The organism is Pseudomonas sp. BB438 (genome assembly GCF_057180225.1).
Genome location: NZ_CM170001.1, coordinates 2,781,129 through 2,799,530 on the forward strand (window position 1 = coordinate 2,781,129; position 18,402 = coordinate 2,799,530).

16 protein-coding genes are annotated in these 18,402 nt (G+C 67.2%); 9 read left to right on the forward strand and 7 right to left on the reverse strand.

What is annotated here, in order from left to right:
• Nucleotides 1-6 precede the first annotated feature (6 nt).
• From ssuD to ubiM, 4 genes are all read left to right on the forward strand, one after another.
• Complete coding sequence (ssuD, locus tag AC1ZV1_RS12935; protein WP_484297076.1) at nt 7-1,152, forward strand: FMNH2-dependent alkanesulfonate monooxygenase; 1,146 nt, start codon at nt 7-9, stop codon at nt 1,150-1,152.
• 65 nt (nt 1,153-1,217) lie between these two features.
• The gene (locus AC1ZV1_RS12940; RefSeq protein WP_484297077.1) at nt 1,218-2,423 is read left to right on the forward strand and encodes an acyl-CoA dehydrogenase family protein; all 1,206 of its coding nucleotides are present in this window, start codon (nt 1,218-1,220) and stop codon (nt 2,421-2,423) included.
• The gene (locus AC1ZV1_RS12945; protein WP_484297078.1) at nt 2,420-3,538 is read left to right on the forward strand and encodes a sigma-54 interaction domain-containing protein; all 1,119 of its coding nucleotides are present in this window, start codon (nt 2,420-2,422) and stop codon (nt 3,536-3,538) included. Before AC1ZV1_RS12940 ends, AC1ZV1_RS12945 begins: the two co-directional genes overlap by 4 nt.
• Before the next feature lie 124 nt (nt 3,539-3,662).
• Nucleotides 3,663-4,835 carry a 5-demethoxyubiquinol-8 5-hydroxylase UbiM gene (gene ubiM / locus AC1ZV1_RS12950; protein ID WP_484297079.1) on the forward strand — a complete coding sequence of 391 codons (1,173 nt, stop codon included), beginning with the start codon at nt 3,663-3,665 and terminating at the stop codon, nt 4,833-4,835.
• 73 nt (nt 4,836-4,908) lie between these two features.
• Here ubiM and sfnG read toward each other — a convergent pair whose 3' ends face one another.
• Nucleotides 4,909-6,003, reverse strand: a complete 1,095-nt coding sequence (gene sfnG, locus AC1ZV1_RS12955; RefSeq protein WP_484297080.1) for a dimethylsulfone monooxygenase SfnG — start codon at nt 6,001-6,003, stop codon at nt 4,909-4,911.
• Between the two features lie 298 nt (nt 6,004-6,301).
• On the opposite strand from sfnG, the gene AC1ZV1_RS12960 reads away from it, so the two are divergent.
• Nucleotides 6,302-6,622, forward strand: a complete 321-nt coding sequence (locus tag AC1ZV1_RS12960; protein ID WP_484297081.1) for a DUF2025 family protein — start codon at nt 6,302-6,304, stop codon at nt 6,620-6,622.
• Nucleotides 6,623-6,772: 150 nt separating this feature from the next.
• Here AC1ZV1_RS12960 and AC1ZV1_RS12965 read toward each other — a convergent pair whose 3' ends face one another.
• The 4 genes from AC1ZV1_RS12965 to AC1ZV1_RS12980 form a co-directional block, all read right to left on the reverse strand.
• The gene (locus AC1ZV1_RS12965; protein WP_484297082.1) at nt 6,773-7,999 is read right to left on the reverse strand and encodes a c-type cytochrome; all 1,227 of its coding nucleotides are present in this window, start codon (nt 7,997-7,999) and stop codon (nt 6,773-6,775) included.
• Nucleotides 7,996-9,759, reverse strand: a complete 1,764-nt coding sequence (locus AC1ZV1_RS12970; protein WP_484297083.1) for a GMC family oxidoreductase — start codon at nt 9,757-9,759, stop codon at nt 7,996-7,998. Before AC1ZV1_RS12970 ends, AC1ZV1_RS12965 begins: the two co-directional genes overlap by 4 nt.
• A 7-nt stretch (nt 9,760-9,766) precedes the next feature.
• Entirely contained in the window at nt 9,767-10,513 is a 747-nt protein-coding gene (locus AC1ZV1_RS12975; RefSeq protein WP_484297084.1) for a gluconate 2-dehydrogenase subunit 3 family protein, read from the reverse strand.
• Nucleotides 10,514-10,904: 391 nt separating this feature from the next.
• A complete protein-coding gene (locus tag AC1ZV1_RS12980) occupies nt 10,905-11,663 on the reverse strand; it encodes an SDR family NAD(P)-dependent oxidoreductase (protein WP_484297085.1) in 759 nt (252 codons plus the stop codon).
• 143 nt (nt 11,664-11,806) lie between these two features.
• Here AC1ZV1_RS12980 and AC1ZV1_RS12985 point away from each other — a divergent pair, with 143 nt between their 5' ends.
• Entirely contained in the window at nt 11,807-12,730 is a 924-nt protein-coding gene (locus AC1ZV1_RS12985; RefSeq protein WP_484297086.1) for a LysR family transcriptional regulator, read from the forward strand.
• Here the strand turns inward: AC1ZV1_RS12985 and AC1ZV1_RS12990 are convergent.
• Nucleotides 12,727-13,368 carry an HD domain-containing protein gene (locus AC1ZV1_RS12990; RefSeq protein WP_484297087.1) on the reverse strand — a complete coding sequence of 214 codons (642 nt, stop codon included), beginning with the start codon at nt 13,366-13,368 and terminating at the stop codon, nt 12,727-12,729. The genes AC1ZV1_RS12985 and AC1ZV1_RS12990 overlap by 4 nt on opposite strands.
• A 289-nt stretch (nt 13,369-13,657) precedes the next feature.
• On the opposite strand from AC1ZV1_RS12990, the gene AC1ZV1_RS12995 reads away from it, so the two are divergent.
• From AC1ZV1_RS12995 to AC1ZV1_RS13005, 3 genes are read left to right on the forward strand one after another with little or no spacing between them, the layout of a single operon-like run.
• Complete coding sequence (locus tag AC1ZV1_RS12995) at nt 13,658-14,824, forward strand: aromatic ring-hydroxylating oxygenase subunit alpha (protein ID WP_484297088.1); 1,167 nt, start codon at nt 13,658-13,660, stop codon at nt 14,822-14,824.
• Nucleotides 14,825-14,827: 3 nt separating this feature from the next.
• Nucleotides 14,828-16,486 carry a choline dehydrogenase gene (locus AC1ZV1_RS13000; RefSeq protein WP_484297089.1) on the forward strand — a complete coding sequence of 553 codons (1,659 nt, stop codon included), beginning with the start codon at nt 14,828-14,830 and terminating at the stop codon, nt 16,484-16,486.
• A gap of 9 nt (nt 16,487-16,495) precedes the next feature.
• Complete coding sequence (locus AC1ZV1_RS13005) at nt 16,496-17,518, forward strand: GlxA family transcriptional regulator (protein WP_484297090.1); 1,023 nt, start codon at nt 16,496-16,498, stop codon at nt 17,516-17,518.
• A gap of 106 nt (nt 17,519-17,624) precedes the next feature.
• On the opposite strand, the gene AC1ZV1_RS13010 is transcribed toward AC1ZV1_RS13005, so the two are convergent.
• On the reverse strand, nt 17,625-18,380 hold the full coding sequence (locus tag AC1ZV1_RS13010; RefSeq protein WP_484297091.1) for a class II aldolase and adducin N-terminal domain-containing protein: 756 nt from the start codon (nt 18,378-18,380) through the stop codon (nt 17,625-17,627).
• Between the last annotated feature and the right edge of the window lie 22 nt (nt 18,381-18,402).

Sequence of the window (18,402 nt, forward strand, 5' to 3'; positions counted from 1 at the left end):
CTATCGATGAACGTGTTCTGGTTCCTGCCCACCCATGGCGACGGTCACTTCCTCGGCACCAGCGAGGGCGCGCGCCCGGTATCGCTGCCGTATCTCAAGCAGATCGCCCAGGCCGCCGACTCACTCGGCTACTACGGCGTGCTGATTCCCACCGGTCGCTCCTGCGAGGACTCGTGGGTGGTCGCCTCGGCCCTGGCGCCGCTCACCGAGCGCCTGCGTTACCTGGTGGCGATTCGTCCGGGGATCATCTCGCCGACGGTGTCCGCGCGCATGGCGGCGACCCTGGATCGCCTCTCCGGCGGACGCCTGCTGATCAACGTGGTCACCGGCGGCGACCCGGATGAAAACCGTGGCGATGGTATCCACCTGAGCCATGCCGAGCGCTACGAAGTCACCGACGAATTCCTGCGTATCTGGCGCCGCGTGCTGCAGGGCGAGTCCGTGGACTTCGCCGGCAAGCACCTGCAGGTGGAGAACGCCAAGGCGCTCTATCCGCCGATCCAGAAGCCCTATCCGCCGCTGTACTTTGGCGGCTCCTCGGCCGAGGCCCACGACCTGGCCGCCGAGCAGGTGGACGTCTACCTGACCTGGGGCGAGCCGCCGCAAGCGGTCGCGCAGAAAATCGCCGACGTGCGCGAGAAGGCCGCGAAGCAGGGCCGCAGCGTGAAGTTCGGCATCCGCCTGCACGTGATCGTCCGCGAGACCGCCGAGGAAGCCTGGAAGGCTGCCGACAGGCTGATCGCCAACATCTCTGACGAGACCATCGCCAACGCGCAGAAATCCTTTTCCCGCTTCGACTCTGAAGGCCAACGGCGCATGGCTGCTTTGCACGGCGGGCGTCGTGACCAGCTGGAGATCTACCCCAACCTCTGGGCCGGTGTTGGCCTGGTCCGTGGCGGCGCCGGTACTGCGCTGGTGGGCGACCCGCAGCAGGTTGCCGAGCGCATCAAGGAGTATGCGGACCTGGGGATCGACAGCTTCATCTTCTCCGGCTACCCGCACCTGGAAGAGGCTTACCGATTCGCCGAGCTGGTCTTCCCGCTGCTGCCGGAGCCTTATGCGAGCCTGGCCGGCCGCGGCGTGACCAACCTCACCGGGCCGTTCGGCGAGATGATCGCCAACGATGTGCTGCCCGGCCGCAAGGCCGGCTGATCCTGCCCACCGACGCGCCGGGCAGGGGCCCGGCGCGCCCTGAATCGACTCAAGAGGAAGAGAGCGTGAACGCCAAGACGCGGCTCGACGCACAGACATCCGGGCAGCTCGCACCGGCTCCCCGGCAAATTGCCCAGCGCCTGGCCGCCGGTTTCGCCGAAACCGCCGCCGAGCGCGACATCCGTGGCGGCACGCCGAAGGCCGAGCGCGATGCGCTGCGCCAGAGCGGCCTGCTGTCGCTGATCATCCCCACCGAATACGGCGGCCTGGGCGCCGACTGGAGCACCACGCTGGATATCGTCCGCCAGTTCGCCGTGGTCGACAGCTCCATCGCCCACGTGTTCGGCTTCCAGCACCTGATGCTGGCGACCGTGCGCCTGTTCTCCCGCCCCGAGCAGTGGCAGCCGTGGTTCGAGCTGACCGCGCGCAACCAATGGTTCTGGGGCAATGCACTCAACCCCCTGGATACCCGCACCGTGTCGCGCAGCTTTTCCGGCTGGCGCGAGTTCTCCGGACGCAAGAGCTTCTGCTCCGGTGCGCTGGATTCGGAAATGCTCATTGCCTCGGCGCTGGACGGCGAAGGTGGCAAGCTGCTGATCGCGGCCATTCCCACGGCGCGCAGCGGCATCAGCCTGGCCCACGACTGGGACAACATGGGCCAGCGCCAGACCGACAGCGGCAGCGCCACTTTCGAGCGCGTGCGAGTGGAGGAAAGCGAGCTGCTGCTCGACCCGGGCCCGCTGAGCACGCCGTTCGCCTGCCTGCGGCCGCTGATCGCCCAGCTGATCTTCAGCCACGTATTCCTCGGGATCGCCGAAGGCGCGTTCGAGGAGGCGCGTCAGTACACGCTCAAGGAAGCCCGCCCATGGTTCCGCGCCAGCGTCCCGACGGTCGGCGAGGACCCCTATGTGCTCGCACACTACGGCGAATTCTGGGTCGGCCTGGAAAGCACCCGCCTGCTGGTGCGCCGCGCCGCCGAACTGCTCGACCAGGCCTGGAGCAAAGGTGCGACGCTGGACGCCGAGGAGCGCGGCCGGCTGGCCGTGGCCATCGCCACCGCGAAGGTCGCGGCCACCCGCAACGGCCTGGAAATCTGCAATCGCCTGTTCGAGGTCACCGGTGCGCGCTCCACCCATGCCGCGCTGCGCATCGACCGCTACTGGCGCAACCTGCGCACCCAGACCCTGCACGACCCGGTGGACTACAAGATCCGCGAGCTGGGCGACTGGGCGCTGAATCAGCAACTGCCGCAACCGACTTTCTACTCATGAATGCGACCACTCCCGAGGGTCTGCTGACCCTGCCCAAATCCCCCGCACTGGCCACCTCCATCCGCGCCACGGCCCAGGTCTTCGAAGACCCGAAGTCCCAGGCATTGCTCGACCATCTGCAGCAGGTGGCTCCCAGCGAGGCCAGCGTGCTGATCATCGGCGAGACCGGCACCGGCAAGGAGCTGGTGGCGCGGCACATCCACAACCTCAGCGCACGACGCAGCGGGCCGTTCGTGGCGGTGAACTGCGGGGCCTTCTCCGAATCCCTGGTGGAGGCCGAGCTGTTCGGTCACGAGAAGGGCGCCTTTACCGGTGCGCTGGCGGCCAAGGCCGGCTGGTTCGAGGAGGCCGACGGCGGCACGCTGTTCCTCGACGAGATCGGCGACCTGCCGATGCCGATCCAGGTCAAGCTGCTGCGCGTGCTGCAGGAGCGCGAAGTGGTGCGCCTGGGCTCGCGCAAGAGCATTCCGATCAATGTGCGGGTGCTGGCGGCCACCAACGTACAGCTGGAGAAGGCGATCAACGCCGGGCATTTCCGCGAGGACCTGTACTACCGACTCAACGTCGTCAGCCTGGAGCTGTCGCCGCTTCGCGAGCGGCCCGGCGACATCCTCCCGCTGACCCGTCACTTCATCGCCGAGTACAGCCGGCGCCTGGGCTACGGGCAGAGCCAGCTGAGCGCCGAGGCCGCGCAGAAGCTGCGCAGCTATTCGTGGCCGGGGAACATCCGCGAGCTGGAAAACGTCATCCACCATACGCTGCTGATCTGCCGTGACGGCATGGTGCGGGCCGAGGACCTGCACCTGTCCAACCTGCGCATCGAACGCAGCGAGGAGCCACGGCTGGAGTCCCTCGGTGCCGAGCAGATGCTCCAGCAGGCGTTCCAGCGGCTGTTCGAGGAGCAGGGCGGCAACCTGCACGCGCGGGTGGAAGACGCCTTGCTGCGCGCGGCCTATCGTTTCTGTCACTGCAACCAGGTGCACACTGCCAACCTGCTCGGCCTGAGCCGCAACGTCACGCGCACGCGGCTGATCGAGATTGGCGAGCTGGTGGTGAACAAGCGCCGGGGCGCGACGGTGATCGATCCGCAGCGGGGCGTGCGGCTGTCGATCTAGGTCTTTGCCGTTCAGGCCCGCCTATTTGGAGGTATTCGCCGCAGGCCACTGATCCACGGCAAGAAAACCGGCCAGTGGCCAGCCTAGACTCCGGGACCGCCCATCCTCGCGAAAGGAGTCACCCATGCACGTGGACATCGCCATCGTCGGCGCCGGCCCCGCCGGGCTTTGCCTGGCCCGCTCGCTGTCGGGCAATGGCCTGTCGATCCTGCTGATCGACCGCCAGCCGCTGGCCGCCGTGTCCGAGCCTGCCGAGGACGGCCGGGAGATCGCCCTGACCCACGCCTCCCGCGCCGAGCTGCAGCGCCTGGGGATGTGGTCGCGGATCGACCCCGAGGAGGTCTCGCCGCTGCGTGATGCCCAGGTGCTCAATGGCCCGTCGCTGTTCACCCTGCGCATCGAGGCCGAGCACGCCGGCGCGGAGCAACTGGGCTATTTCGTGTCCAACCAGATGATCCGTCGTGTCGCCTTCGACGCGGTGCATGAGTGCGCGGATGTCTCGCTCGTCTGTGGTCGTGCCCTGCGCACGTTGCAGGTGCAGCAGGACGGTGTGTCGCTGACCCTGGACGACGACAGCCGTGTCCACGCGCGCCTGCTGGTGGCGGCCGACAGCCGCTTCTCCGAGACCCGCCGCATGCTCGGCATCGGCGCGCACATGGAAGACTTCGGCAAGACCATGATGGTCTGCCGCATGGCCCACGAGAAACCACACCACAACGTCGCCTGGGAGTGGTTCGGCTACGGCCAGACCCTGGCGCTGCTGCCGATCAATGGCGACCGCTCTTCGGTGGTGCTGACCCTGCCGCAGCGCGAGATGGCGCCGTTGCTGGAACTCGACGAAGGGGCCTTCGCCCATGAGATGGAGCGCCGTTTCGACCGGCGCCTGGGCGGCATGCAACTGCTCGGCCCGCGCCACAGCTACCCGCTGGTGGGCGTGTACTCGGATCGCTTCGTCGGCCCGCGCAGCGCACTGATCGGCGATGCCGCCGTCGGCATGCATCCGGTCACCGCGCATGGTTTCAACTTCGGCCTGCAGAGCCAGCGTCGGCTGGCCAACGAAATTCTCGCGACCCATCGTCGTGGCGGCGACATTGGCGGCACCTGGCCGCTGCGCCGTTATGCCATGGCACATCGCCTGGCGACCTGGCCGTTGTACCAGGCCACCCGCCTGATCGTCGGCATGTACACCGACCCGCGCCCGCCGGTGCGCCTGCTGCGCAACGCCGGCCTGCGCCTGGCGCAGAACCTGCCGCCGCTGCGTTCCGCGATTGCCCGACACCTGACGCAGGGCGCCTGAGCAACGCTCCCTGTAGGAGCGCGCCATGCGCGCGATCGCGGGCATGGCCCGCTCCTACGGGGAAACGCCGGAGTCAGGCCGCCTCGGTCTGCCGCGCCTTCTTCTGCTCCAGCTCACGCACCAGTGGCAGCACCTTCTCGCCGAAGTAGCGCACGTCTTCCTGGAAGTGCAGGAAGCCCGTCAGCAGCAGGTCCACGCCCACCGCCTTGAGCGCGACGATGCGCTCGGCGATCTGCTGCGGCGTACCGATCAGGTTGGTCTTGAAACCGTCGTTGTACTGCACCAGGTCCTCGAAGCTGGACCTGGCCCAGTTGCCTTCGCCTTCCGGCGAGGCGGCTCCGGCCTGTTTCGCGGCATGACCGAAGGCGTTCACCGCTTCCGGATCGGCCTTGTCGATGATCTCGGCGAGCACCGCGCGGGCTTCCTCTTCGGTGTCGCGGGCGATGACGAAGGCATTCACCCCGACCTTCACCGAGTGCCCGTTGGCCGCCGCCTTTTCACGGATATCGTCCACCTGCGCCTTGATGCCCTCGACGCTGTTGCCGTTGGTGAAGTACCAGTCGGACACCCGCGATGCCATGTCGCGTGCGGCCCGCGAGCTGCCGCCCTGGAAGATTTCCGGGTGGGGGCGCTGCAGCGGCTTGGGTTTCAGGTTGTAGTCGTGGAAACGGTAGAAGTCGCCGTGGAAGCTGAAGTCATCCTGGGTCCAGATGCCTTTCAGGGCGCGGATGAATTCCTCCGAGCGACGGTAGCGCTCGTCGTGCTCCAGCCAGGGTTCGCCGATGGCCTGGAACTCGCCCTTGAACCAGCCGCTGACGATGTTCACTGCGATGCGCCCGCCGGTGAGCTGGTCGATGGTCGCCAGTTGCTTGGCCGCCAGTGCGGGCGTCCAGGGGCCGGGGAGGATGGCGGCAATCACCTTGAGCTTTTCGGTGGCGCCCAGCAGCGCGTGGCTGAAGGCCACGGATTCGTGCTGGTACTCGGCACCGTAGCCGGCAGTGAAACGGATCTGCGTCAGTGCGTAGTCGAACCCCGCGTCTTCGGCGATGCGCGCAAGCTGGCGGTTGTAATCGATGTCCCAGTGGGTGCGTTGCTCGATCTTGCTGACCACCAGGCCGCCACTGACGTTGGGGACCCAGTAGGCGAAACGGATCGGTTGCTGGCTCATGGCTCGGGCTCCTCGGGGCTGCACAGCGGCGAAGGTGCCGCAGGGGGTCCAGAGCGAAAGCCGTGCCATGGGAGGGAATTCCCGGCGGATCAGGAACTTGGCGAATGGGCGGGACAGCAGCGGCTGTTCCGTCGGGCGCAACGCTGCTGGCCCACTGTTGCCCAGGCAACAGCGCCGGGTGCGACAACCGGCCCCTGAGCAGGCGCCGGCAACACTGTCAGAATTCAAGGTTCACCCGTTCACAGAAGCGGGGACCTCCTGCGTGCGAATCCAAAACAGAACAAATCCAGGGGGCAGCATGGCCATCACTTCCAGCGATATCTGCAACGCCGCCGACGGGCTGTCTGGCTTCGTCGGTTTCAACCTCAAGACCGGCAAGTACATCGTGCGCTTCAGCGAAGACTCCTTCGGCATGGACGTGGCCGAGGACAGTATCCGCCCGGCCTGCGAGTTCGTCTGGGCACCGAAGCACGGCGCGGTGATGACCCTGAGCCGCGAGTGCCTGGAGATCCTCGCCGAACAGAACATCCACGACCGCCTGAACCTCAATGAGGCGCTGCTCACCTACCTGCGCCGCACCGACCTGCCGGAGATCGCCGCCGAGCGTCGCCTGAAGTGATCACCACGCCCGCGCGCCGGGCGTTCGCAGGGGCGGGGGAGCGCCGGGCAGCGCGAAGCCGGGGAGGGGTTCGCGGGCCCGCTCCTGCAGAAACCGGGAGAGCGGGACTCGCCGGAGCGGACAGCGTCCGCTCCGGCGTCTTGCCGCACCTTACTGGGCCAGTTCCTTGCGCAGGTCCGCCACCTGGCTGGCGGTGACCGGCGCCGCCGCGTTGCCCCAGGTGTTGCGCACGTAGGTCAGTACGTTGGCGACGTTCTGGTCGTCGAGGTTCCAGGCGAACGCGGGCATGGCCGGTGACGTGGGGGCTGCATCGGTGCCACCGGCCCGGCTGCCGGCCAGTACCACGCGGATCAGCGAGGTCGGGTCGTCGTTGTTGACCAGCGGTGCGGCGGCCAGCGTCGGGAACAGGCTCTTCACACCTTCGCCGTTGCTCACATGGCAGGCGGAGCAGCGGTCGGCGTAGATCGCCTTGCCCGCCACCATCGCGGCGTCGTTCGCCGCCACCGGTGTCGGTGCGGCCTTCGCCGCGGCGCCATCCTTGAGGTACACCGCCACGGCCAGCAGGTCGTCATCGCTCCAGTGCTGGGTGGAGTTCTCCACCGCTTCGGCCATGGGGCCAGAGGCGATGTCGAAGCGATTGGCGCCTGTCTTCAGGTACTGCACGAGGTCTTCGGTGCTCCATTGGCCGATGCCGCTGTGGGGATTGGCGGTGATATCCGGGGCGACCCAGCCCTGCAGGTTGGCGCCGGCGAGGAAACGATCGTTGTCGTCGCCGCCCAGGAGGTTCTTCGGCGTATGGCAGGTGCCGCAGTGACCGAGGCCCTGCACAAGATACGCACCGCGGTTCCACTGCGGCGTCTTGTCTGGCGAGGGGACGAATTCGCCCTGGGTGAAGTTCAGCCAGTTCCAGCCGATCAGGCTGGTACGCACGCTGAAGGGGAAGGGCAACTGGTTGGTTTCCACCGGGTTGTGCACCGGTTCCAGGGTCTGCAGGTAGGCCCAGAGCGCCAGGTTGTCCTCGCGGCGCACCTTGGTGTAGGCGGTGTAGGGCATGGCCCCGTAGAGGCGCTTGCCGTTGCGCCCGTGGCCGGTGGACATCACCGCCTGGAAGTCCTCGAAGCTCCAGCGGCCGAGGCCGGTTTCCGCATCGGGTGTGATGTTGGCGCCCACCAGCTTGCCGAACGGCGTGTCGATGGCCACGCCGCCGGCGAACGGTGCCTGGCCGGGCAGAGTGTGGCAGGCGGTGCAGTCGCCGAGCACGGCGAGGTAGCGGCCTTTCTCCACCAGGTTGTAGGAGTCCGCGGCGGTTCCGGCGAAGGCTGGCTGCAGGTTGAGGCCGAGCAGGGCGAGGGTGCCGAGAGAGAGAAGGGTCTTCATGCGCTGATCATCTCCCCAGGGCGTTTCAGGTACAGCCGGCGGATTGCATCGGCCGCCTTGAAGGCCAGTGCGCCGACGGTGCCAGTGGGGTTGTAGCCGGGGTTCTGCGGGAAGGCCGAGGAGCCCACGACGAAGAGGTTTGGCACGCCCCAGACCTGCAGGTGCTTGTTCACCGAGCTGTTCTTCGGGTCGGCGCCCATGATGAAGCCGCCGACGATGTGCGAGGACTGGTAGGACGTGTTGGACCAGGGGCCCGTGCGTGGCGCCGGGACGATCTGCTGCGGGTTCATGCTGCGGGCGATCTCGGCCACCTTGTCGGTGCAGTACTGCGCCATCCGCAGGTCGTTTTCCGGGAAGTCGAAGGTGATGCGCAGCAATGGCCGCCCGTGGGGATCGTTGTAGTTCGGGTCCAGCGACAGGTAGTTGCCGCGTGTGGTGTAGCTGCTGGCCTCGCAGCCGATGGACATGTTGCTCAGGTAGCTTTCCACCGTGGCCTTCTTCCACTTTGCGCCCCAGGACGGGGTGCCGGGCGGCGTCGGGCGCGAGTCGATGGGCGCGGCGCCGATCGGGGTCACCCGCGTGCTGCCGCCACCGACGAAGCCGAGTCCGGAGTGGTCGAAGTTGTCGTTGTTGAATTCGTCGATGCCCATGCCGATGGCGCCGCCACCGATGAAGGGGTTGAAGTTCTTGTCCTTGAAGAACAGCTTCACGCTGTTGGCGGTCTGGTAGGCGAAGTTGCGCCCGGTGGTGCCGGTATTGGCGATCGGGTTGTAGGGCTCGCCGACGCCGGAGAGCAGCATCAGCCGCACGTTCTCGAAGATGAAGGCGGCGACTACCACGATGTCTGCCGGCTGTTCCCATTCGTCGCCGCTGGAGTCGACGTAGACGATGCCGGTGGCGCGGGTGCCGGTGCTGTCCATCGTCACCTTGAGCACTTCCGAGTTGGTCCGGGCGGTGAAGTTGGGCTTGCGGATCAGCGCGGGCATGACGTTGACGATGGCGCTGGCCTTGGAGTAGTTGGCGCAGCCGTAGTTGGTGCAGAAGCCGCAGAAGGTGCACGGCCCCATGGTCACGCCCAACTGGTTGGTGTAGCCCTGGGAGGCCAGCGCCGAGGGCACCGGGAAGGGCTTGTAGCCGAGGTTGCGCGCGGCCTCGGCGAACAGGGTCGGGGCGTAGGTTTGCGCGGTGGGCGGATTGGGATACTCGCGCGAGCGCGCGCCCTCGAACGGATTGCCGCCCTCGACGAGGCTGCCATTGAGGTTGCCGGCCTTGCCGGAAACGCCGGCCAGCCGCTCGAAGGCGTCGTAGTGCGGTTCCATCTCCTCCCAGGTGGTGCCCCAGTCCTGCAGTGTCAGTTCGGCCGGGACTTCCTTGCCATAGCGCTCCTTCAGGTGGCTCGCCAGGCGGAACTCCTCGGGCTGGAAGCGGAAGGTGATGCCGGCCCAGTGGTTGCCGGCGCCGCCAGTGCCGTTGCCGGGGTGGAACGAGCCCCAGACCCGCATGGGCAGGGCGGTTTCCGATTCCTTGTTGCGCATGGTGCAGGTGTTCTGCCGGGTGCGCAGCATCAGCTCCTGACGGCGGTTGTAGCGCAGTTCGTCGGCTGCCGAGGCGAGGTTGAAGTCGCTGGCGGTGTCGCGCCAGGGGCCGCGTTCGAAGCCGATGACTTCAAGGCCGGCATCGGCCAGTTCGTGGGCGACGATGGAGCCCGCCCAGCCGAGCCCGACGACCACGACATCGGTGGAAGGTAGTTTCTTGGCCATGCTGTGGTTATCCCTTTTTCGTCCAGGCGGAGCTGCCGATGATGGAGAGCGGCACGAGGTCCAGCTTCTGGTTGTGCAGGGCGATGTAGTCGCGGTAGTCGTAGCGCGCGCCGGGGAAGCCGAGCATCTTCCAGGACACCATGTCGCGGTTGCCGCCATAGATCGGGTCGGCGAAGAAGCCTTCCATGGTGTTGTCCAGCACCTGCTGGAAGAACAGCTTGGCATCGATGCCGTCGAGGGTGATCGCGCCTTTCTCCAGGTCCGTCAGCACCTGGTCGCGCTGCTCGCCGGGCAACGCGCTGAAGTTCTTCTGGAACGTACCCTGGCAGTACTTGCCCAGCGCCGCCAGGCCGATGCGATAGCGCTCGCGCGGCACCAGCGGCGACTGGTCGGCCTGCGCCGGCGTACCCGGCGTGAAGGGACCGGTCATGTACAGGCGGCCAAAGTCGCCGTAGTCGCTCATCAACTGGCGGTCGATGAACACGGCGCAGCCCGCGTCCTTGCCGCTGACGCTCAACTCATCGGCGGGGATCAGCTGCTCGACGATGGCCTCCACCTCCCTTGCCTCCTCGGCGGTGAAGAATTGCCAGCCAGGGCTGTCGTAATGCAGCGGGCCGTTATGGTCGAAGGGCAGCCATTTCGGCGTCCCGATCACGGTGGCGGCCTGGCTGCTGGCGGCGGCGCCAACGGCCAGGGATGCGGCGGAGGATTTCAGCAACTGCCGCCGGGTGAAGCCCTTGGCTTGCTTGGTCATTGAGGCTCCTGAGGCAGGTTGCGCCGACCGCTTTGAAGCGACCCGCGGGCCCTGCCGAATCAGTTCACGGATATGAGCACTGCCGACCGAAGAGGAAGGAGTGGCGCGGCTCGCGAAGGTACGGCGCACAGCGATCTGGTCGCTGGCGACGGTCGTTCGTCTCTTCCACGCGCACCTCTAGACTAGAGGGGGTAACAGAATGTTGCAGAAATTTACCGAAGAAATTGCATTGTGGATTCTGCAAGAATCCCCGGTCCAGACGCTTCCGGCTGCCTGAGGAACCACTCGACGGGGGGCGCGGCCCGGCGGCCCTTTGCCGATGATCGAGGCAACCATGGGTGCAGGAACGGACGCTATCCGCACCTGCACCCAGCTCATGCCGCTGTGTGCGTCAGAGGAACATGCCGCCCGAAGCCTCCACGCGCTGGCCGTTGATCCAGCGGCTGCCGTCGGAGAGCAGGGCGGCGATCACCGCGCCGATGTCGTCCGGCAGGCCGACGCGGCCCAGGGCGGTGTTGCCGGCGATCTGCTGGTTCAACTCGGCGTTGTCGCGCACCTGGCCACCGCCGAAGTCGGTCTCGATGGCGCCGGGAGCCAGGATATTCACCGCAATGCCGCGAACGCCCAGTTCCTTCGCCTGGTACTTGGTCAGGGTTTCCATGGCGCCCTTCATGGTCGCGTAGGCGGCGTAGCCGGGCAGCGAGAAGCGGGTCAGACCACTGGACACGTTGAGGATGCGACCGCCGTCGGCGATCAGCGGCAGCAGCTTCTGGGTCAGGAAGAACGGGCCCTTGAGCTGGATGTTCATCAGCTGGTCGAACATCGCCTCGCTGGTCTCGGCGAAGCTGGCGTAGAGGCCGATACCGGCGTTGTTCACCAGGAAGTCGAAGTGCTGGCGACCGAAGGTTTCGCCCAGGGTGGTGCCGATCTGCTGTGCGAACGCGGCAAAGCTGGCGCTGTCCGCCACGTCCAGGTGCAGCATCACTGCGCGGCCGCCGTGCTGTTCGATCTCGGCGGCGACGGCGTGAGCCTCGTCGGCCTGGCTGCGGTAGGTGCCGATGATGTCGACGCCAGCAGCGGCGAGGTGCAGGGCGGCGTTGCGGCCAAGGCCACGGCTGGCGCCGGTGATGAGAGCGATCTTGCGGGTCATGGCGAAGCTCCTTTATCTGGGGGGAGAGCGGGTGGGAGTGAGGGAAGCTTATTGTTCGATTGGGGCGTGATAAACCCGTTGAAATCGGAAATACTGGTCGGTGCTACCGAACAATTGGTGGCAATTCCCAGAGAGAGTCGCCGATGATCCGTCCCGACCTGCTACGCACCTTTGTTCGCGTCACCGAGCTGGCCAGTTTCACCCAGGCTGGCGAGCAGCTCGGCCTGCCACGTTCCACTGTCTCCGAGCACATCCAGGCACTGGAGGAACTGCTGGGTACGCGCCTGCTGCAGCGCACCACCCGGCGTGTCACCGCGACCCAGGATGGCCTGGTCCTCTATGAACGCAGCAAGGACATGCTGGCCCAGCTCGATGAACTCCAGGGACTGTTCCGGCAGGACGACGAAGCCCTCGGTGGCCGCCTGCGGGTGGACATGCCGACGGTGATGGCGCGCAAGCTGGTGATGCCGCGCCTGGGCGAGTTCCTCGCGCGGCACCCGGCGCTGGAACTGGAGGTAAGTTGCACGGACCGCCGCGTCGACCTGGTGCGCGAAGGGTTCGATTGCGTGGTGCGGGTCGGCTCGGTGAACGATCCGTCGGTGGTGGCGCGCACACTCGGGCAATTCCCGCAGGTGACCTGCGCCAGTCCTGCCTATCTCGCCGAACACGGCGTGCCGCAGTCGCTGGACGACCTCGCCGGGCACCAGCTGATCCACTACGTGACGGTGCTGGGCGCGCGGCCACCGGGCTTCGAGTACCTGCACCAAGGCGAGGTGCGCTACGTGCCGATGGGGGGAGCGCTGTCGGTGAACAATGCCGAGGCCTACGAAAGCGCGGCGATGGGTGGGTTGGGCATCATCCAGGTGCCGGTCCATGGCGTGCTCGATGACCTGGAAGCGGGGCGGCTGGTGCCGGTGCTGGAGCACATCCCGTTGCCGCCCATGGAAATCTCCCTGCTCTATGCCCACCGCCGCCTGCCGCAGCGGGTACGGGCGTTCATGCAGTGGCTGACGCAGCTGCTGGGCGAACCCGGTGTGCTGGGCACGCCCGTGACTGCTAGGACCTAGCTGGCCCAGTCGGACTTCAGGATCACGTCGCAGAAGTTGCCGCGCACGAAGTCTGCATCCTTCATCGCCAGGACGTCGGCCTTGACGTTGCCGAACGTGGTTTCCGGCTTGGCTTTGATACCGTCGTAGAAGGCCTGCAGGATGTCCTGCTTGAACTGCCCTCCGCGGGGATGGGCGGCGACCACGGCGTCACGCTGGGCGTCGGGGAACTGATCGTAGGCGAGGCCCAGCACGTCCATTTCCACCCCGGCGGTGACCAGGGCGATCTCCGCTTTCATGTGCTGCGGGATACCGGGCGTGGTGTGCAGGGCGATGGCGGTCCACACCGTGTCGATATCGCTCTCGGCGATGCCGTGGCTGCGCAGGAACTCGGCGGCGCAGTCGGCGCCATCCACTTCGAAGCGCTCGCACTGGCTGCAGTAGCGCGGCATCAGGCCCATGTCGTGGAACATCGCGCCGGCATAGAGCAGTTCGGCGTCGAACGTCAGCGCCTTGCGCGCACCGGTCAGTGCTCCCCAGTAGTAGACGCGGGACGAATGGTGGAAGAGCAGCGGGGTGGCGTTATCGCGGACCATCTCGGTGATGGCCTTGGCAAGGGCGCTGTCGGGGACTTTCACGCCGTTCAGGTCGAGGCTCATGGCGGGCTCCTGGGCTGGGTTTCCAAGGTGCGAAGCGGGCTGCGTCGCGCTCCATGCCATTGGAAATCCGCAGCCCTCAGGGGACAACAGGGGCGAGGGAGCGAATCCGGACAGCCATGCATCCTTTGCTGCCAGAGCCTGTTTGCCCGCTACGTCGCCTTGATGCGTCTGCCGGAAAACTTGTCGTTTTTCATCAAGAGCGGACGCAGGCGCGCCCCTAGATTTGTCCTCGAACCGAGCCGCCGGACCATGAGCCGGCCACGCCAGAAGAAGCCGAGGAGAGTCGAGCATGTCGTCCATCGAGAGCCTGAAACCGCGTACTTCCATCGACGGCTGGGACCGCCAGGACCCGGAGCAGGCCTTCACCCTGCCGTCGCGCTATTTCTTCGACGAGGCGCTGTTCAAGGCCGAACGCGACAACATCTTCCTGCGCTCCTGGCACGTCGCCGGGCACCTGAGCGAGTTCGCCGAGATCGGCCAGTACGTGGTCTGCGACCTGTTCGACCAGAGCATCGTCATCGCCCGCAGCCGCGCCGGGGACATCCGTGCCTTCCATAACGTCTGCCAGCACCGCGGCAACCGCCTGCTGGAGGAGCGTCGTGGCAACACCGGTGGCATCGTGCGCTGCGCCTACCACTCCTGGTGCTACGAGATGGACGGGTCGCTGCGCAGTGCGCCGCGCTGCGAGCGCATCAAGAACTTCGACAAGGAGGAGTTCGCCATCCCGCAGGTACGCCTGGAGGAACTGGGCGGCTTCCTCTACTTCAACCTCGACCCCAGCGCGCCGTCGCTGGCCGAGCTGTTCCCCGGCGCGGACGAGGAAATGCACCGCGTATTCCCGAACCTGGCCGAGATGCGCCTGATCGAGGAGGCCGACGTCATCGTCCCAGCCAACTGGAAGGTGATCATGGATAACTCCATCGAGGGCTATCACTTCAAGCTCTCCGGGCCGTGCCATATCGACCTGGCCAGGTTGATCGATTTCAAGGGCTACCGTCTGAGCAAGCGTGACAATTGGTGGACCTACATCGCCCCGGCGAATCTTGAGGCCGGCGAGGCCTATGGGGTGAAGCTGCGCAGCGACCTCAACCCCGACGAGTGCTTCTTCAATATCGGCATGTGGCCGAACAACACCTTCTACACCTTCCCGTTCTCCGAGTTCCTCGGCACCTTCATCATGGTGCCGCTGGATGCCGAGCGCTCGCTGCTGCGCTTCGGCTACTACTCGGCCAACGCGCAGACCGCCGAGGTGAGCAAGGCCTGCATGCGCTGGATGAACGAGGAGCTGGGGCCCGAAGACATCGCCCTCAACATCAGCGTGCAGAAGGGCCTGCGCTCCATGGGCTACGACCAGGGGCGCTACATGATCGACGCCGAGCGCAGCAACGAGAGCGAGCACCTGGTGCATCACTTCCACCGCCTGGTGTTCCAGGGCATCCACGGCGCGCAGCGCTGAGGAATGGCCATGGACTACGACTACGTCATCGTGGGTGCGGGTTCGGCTGGTTGCGTGCTGGCCAACCGCCTGGGTGCCGACCCGGCCGTGCGCATCCTGCTCCTGGAAGCGGGCCCGGCGGACAAAAGCTGGACCATCGACATGCCCTCGGCGGTCGGCATGGTGGTCGGCGGTACGCGCTTCAACTGGAGCTACAGCAGCGAGCCCGAGCCTTACCTGGACGGCCGGCGCATCGCCACGCCGCGTGGGCGAACCCTGGGTGGATCGTCCTCGATCAACGGCATGGTCTACATCCGTGGCCATGCCCGCGACTATGACAGCTGGGCGGCCCAGGGCTGCGAGGGCTGGGATTACCAGCGGGTGCTGCCGTACTTCATCCGCTCGGAGAACCACGCTAACGGCGCCGATGCCTACCACGGCGACGCGGGGCATCTGCACGTCACGCCTGGCGACATCGACACGCCGCTGTGCGCCGCGTTCGTCGCAGCGGGCGAGGAGGCGGGATACGCGCGCAGCGCAGACCTCAATGGCCATCGCCAGGAGGGCTTCGGTCCGGTCGACCGCACCACGCGCCGGGGCCGGCGCTGGAGCACTGCGCGCGGCTACCTGAGCGAGGCGCTGGGGCGCGGCAATGTCACAGTGGCGACCGACGCGCTGGCGCTGCGCATCCTCTTCGAAGGCGAGCGCGCGGTGGGCGTGGAGTATGCGCAGAGCGGCCGGACGCTGACGGCGCGGGCCGAGCGTGAAGTACTGCTGACGGCCGGGGCGATCAACTCGCCGCACCTGCTGATGCTCTCGGGCGTTGGCCCGGCAGAGGAGCTGCGCGCGCTGGGCATCGTGGTGAAGCATGACCTGCCCGGCGTCGGCCGGCGGCTCAACGACCACCCGGACAGCGTCGTGCAGTTCCGCTGCAAGGCGCCGGTGTCGATCTACCCCTGGACCCGCGCACCGGGCAAGTGGTGGATCGGCGCGCGCTGGTTCGCCAGCCATGACGGACTGGCGGCGAGCAACCACTTCGAGGCCGGTGCCTTCATCCGTTCCCGCGCCGGCGTCGAGCACCCGGACCTGCAGCTCACCTTCATGCCGCTGGCAGTGCAGCCGGGCAGCGTGGCACCGGTGCCGGACCATGCCTTCCAGGTTCACATCGACCTGATGCGTCCCACCAGCCTGGGCAGCGTAACCCTGCGCAGCAGCGATGCACGGCAGGCGCCACGCATCCTCTTCAATTACCTGCAAAGCGAGCAGGACCGTGCCGACATGCGTGCCGGCGCGAGGCTGGTGCGCGAACTGATGCAGCAACCGGCGATGCGTGCCTTCGCCGGCGAGGAACTGACGCCCGGCCCGCTGGCCCGCAGCGACGCCGAGCTGGACGCCTGGGCGCGGCAGGTGACCGAGACCGGCTACCACGCCAGCGGCACGTGCAAGATGGGCCCGGCCAATGATCCCGAGGCGGTGGTCGATGCGCAGCTGCGCGTGCACGGGCTGCAGGGGCTGCGCGTGGTGGACGCGTCGATCATGCCGAGTATCGTCAGTGGCAACACCAATGCGCCGACAGTGATGATTGCCGAGAAGGCCAGCGATATGATCCGGGGGCTGCCGCCACTGCAGGCGGCCAACGTCCCGGTCTGGCTGCACCCGCACTGGCACAGCCGGCAGCGCTGAGGAGTCCGCATGGCCAGTGTTTCACCGCCTTCCCGGTTTCGCCGCGAGCCCTTGCGCGTCGCGCTCCTGCTGCTGCCGTCGTTCCCCGGCCTGGGGCTGGCGGCGGTAGTGGAGCCGCTGGCCATCGCCAACTGGCTGGGCGGCGAGGCGTTGTTCGAGTGGCAGCTGCTGTCGCTGGACGGCGAGCCGGTGACCGCCAGCAACGGCCTCACCAGCGCGGTGCACGAGGCCATCGACGCGGAGCGCGGCTGGGATGCCTGCTTCGTCATCGCCAGCTTCGATGTGCACAAGCACGCGCGCAATCGCCCGCTGAAAAGCTGGCTGCGCCGGCAGGCGGCGTTCGGCACCACGCTGGCCGGCATCGAAACCGGCACCGAACTGCTGGCCGCCGCCGGCGTGCTCGACGGCTACCCGGCAGCGGTGCACTGGGACAACCTGCAAGGCTTCCAGGAGAGTTACCCGAAGGTCCAGGCCCGCGCGCAGCTCTACACCCTCGACCGCCAGCGCCTGACCTGCGCCGGAGCCAGCGCCATCCTCGACCTGATGCTGGGCTGGATCGGCCAGCGGGTGGACGCCGACCTGTCGCGGGAGATCGCGATGCACCTGCTGCTGGGCGAGACTCGCGAACCCGGCGCGCACCAGCTGCAGGGCCGGCAGAGCGACGCCCACGCCCATGGCGGCAAGGTGCGGCGCGCCATCGCGCTGATGGAGCAGGCGCTGGAGGAGCCGCTGGAATGTGATGCCATCGCCGAGCGTGTCGGCCTCTCGCGGCGCCAGCTGGAGCGCCAGTTCAAGCAGCACACCGGGCTGTCGCCGCTCAAGTACTACATCGTCCTTCGCCTGGGGCGCGCGCACAGCCTGTTGCAGCAGACGCGCCTCAGCGTCGCGCAAGTGGCGGCCAGTTCCGGGTTTGGCTCACTGGAACACTTCTCCCGTGCCTACCGCGCGCACTTCGGTTGCCCACCCAGTGCCGACCGCACCCAGACCTACAGTGCCCCGGTGATGCGCCAGCCGCTGGGGCGGGACTCCTGACTGCGCGTTGTCCGCTCCTGCGCAGGCCTGAGACTGCGTTTCTGCAGGAGCGGGCCAGGCCCGCGATCACGCCCATGGGGCGCTCCCACAGGGATTCGCGGGTGCTTCACTCGGCAAACTCCGGCTCGCTCTCCAGCAGCATCTCCCGCAGCGCGGCAAAGTGCCGTTCGGCAAACCCTGGATAGTCCAGCCACTGGCCCATGGTCTTGCGCGCCACCTCGTCACTGGCGATGCGCAGCGGTCGGCCGGTCGCCAGGGCGGTGAGGTAGACCTCGCAGGCACGCTCGAAGTAGTAGAGGTCATCGAAGGCCTGGGCCACGCTGGGTGCCGCGACCAGCACGCCGTGGTTGCCCATCAGCAGGATCGGCTTGTCGCCCAGCAACCGGCTGACGCGCTCGGCCTCGTCGCCCAGGCCCATGCCGTCGAAGCCTTCGTCGATGACCACGCGCTCGAAGAAACGCATGCTGTTCTGCTCGATGGGCGGCAGGCGCGAATCCGCCAGGCAGGCGAGGGCGGTAGCGTACTTCGAGTGCACATGGAGGATGCAGCGCGCCTGCGGGTTGTTGCGGTGCAACGCACCGTGCAGGGCCCAGGCGGTAATGTCCGGTGCGTCCGGGCGGTCCAGCGCGTCGGGGTCGTCGGCGTGCAGGCGCAGCAGGTCGCCGGCGCGCATCCGCGAGAAATGCCGGCCATAGGGGTTGATCAGGAAGTCCCGGCCATCGGCGGACAGCGCCAGGCTGAAGTGGTTGGCGATGGCTTCGTGCAGGTTCAGGCGCGCGGCCCAGCGGAAGGCGCAGGCGAGGTCGATGCGGCCCTGGCGCTCAAGGCCGATGTCGAGGGTGCGGCTGGCAAGGGTTGGCATGGCGGCTCCGGGTTCGATGCCC

Bases quoted from the DNA above. Each gene is read 5' to 3' on its own strand.
- AC1ZV1_RS12945 (WP_484297078.1), top strand. From the start codon at position 2,420: ATGAATGCGACCACTCCCGAGGGTCTGCTGACCCTGCCCAAATCCCCC.
- AC1ZV1_RS13010 (WP_484297091.1), bottom strand. From the start codon at position 18,380: ATGCCAACCCTTGCCAGCCGCACCCTCGACATCGGCCTTGAGCGCCAG.
- AC1ZV1_RS12995 (WP_484297088.1), top strand. From the start codon at position 13,658: ATGTCGTCCATCGAGAGCCTGAAACCGCGTACTTCCATCGACGGCTGG.
- AC1ZV1_RS13000 (WP_484297089.1), top strand. From the start codon at position 14,828: ATGGCCATGGACTACGACTACGTCATCGTGGGTGCGGGTTCGGCTGGT.
- sfnG (WP_484297080.1), bottom strand. From the start codon at position 6,003: ATGAGCCAGCAACCGATCCGTTTCGCCTACTGGGTCCCCAACGTCAGT.
- ubiM (WP_484297079.1), top strand. From the start codon at position 3,663: ATGCACGTGGACATCGCCATCGTCGGCGCCGGCCCCGCCGGGCTTTGC.
- AC1ZV1_RS12990 (WP_484297087.1), bottom strand. From the start codon at position 13,368: ATGAGCCTCGACCTGAACGGCGTGAAAGTCCCCGACAGCGCCCTTGCC.
- AC1ZV1_RS12970 (WP_484297083.1), bottom strand. From the start codon at position 9,759: ATGGCCAAGAAACTACCTTCCACCGATGTCGTGGTCGTCGGGCTCGGC.
- AC1ZV1_RS12975 (WP_484297084.1), bottom strand. From the start codon at position 10,513: ATGACCAAGCAAGCCAAGGGCTTCACCCGGCGGCAGTTGCTGAAATCC.
- AC1ZV1_RS13005 (WP_484297090.1), top strand. From the start codon at position 16,496: ATGGCCAGTGTTTCACCGCCTTCCCGGTTTCGCCGCGAGCCCTTGCGC.
- AC1ZV1_RS12965 (WP_484297082.1), bottom strand. From the start codon at position 7,999: ATGAAGACCCTTCTCTCTCTCGGCACCCTCGCCCTGCTCGGCCTCAAC.
- AC1ZV1_RS12985 (WP_484297086.1), top strand. From the start codon at position 11,807: ATGATCCGTCCCGACCTGCTACGCACCTTTGTTCGCGTCACCGAGCTG.
- AC1ZV1_RS12980 (WP_484297085.1), bottom strand. From the start codon at position 11,663: ATGACCCGCAAGATCGCTCTCATCACCGGCGCCAGCCGTGGCCTTGGC.
- ssuD (WP_484297076.1), top strand. From the start codon at position 7: ATGAACGTGTTCTGGTTCCTGCCCACCCATGGCGACGGTCACTTCCTC.
- AC1ZV1_RS12960 (WP_484297081.1), top strand. From the start codon at position 6,302: ATGGCCATCACTTCCAGCGATATCTGCAACGCCGCCGACGGGCTGTCT.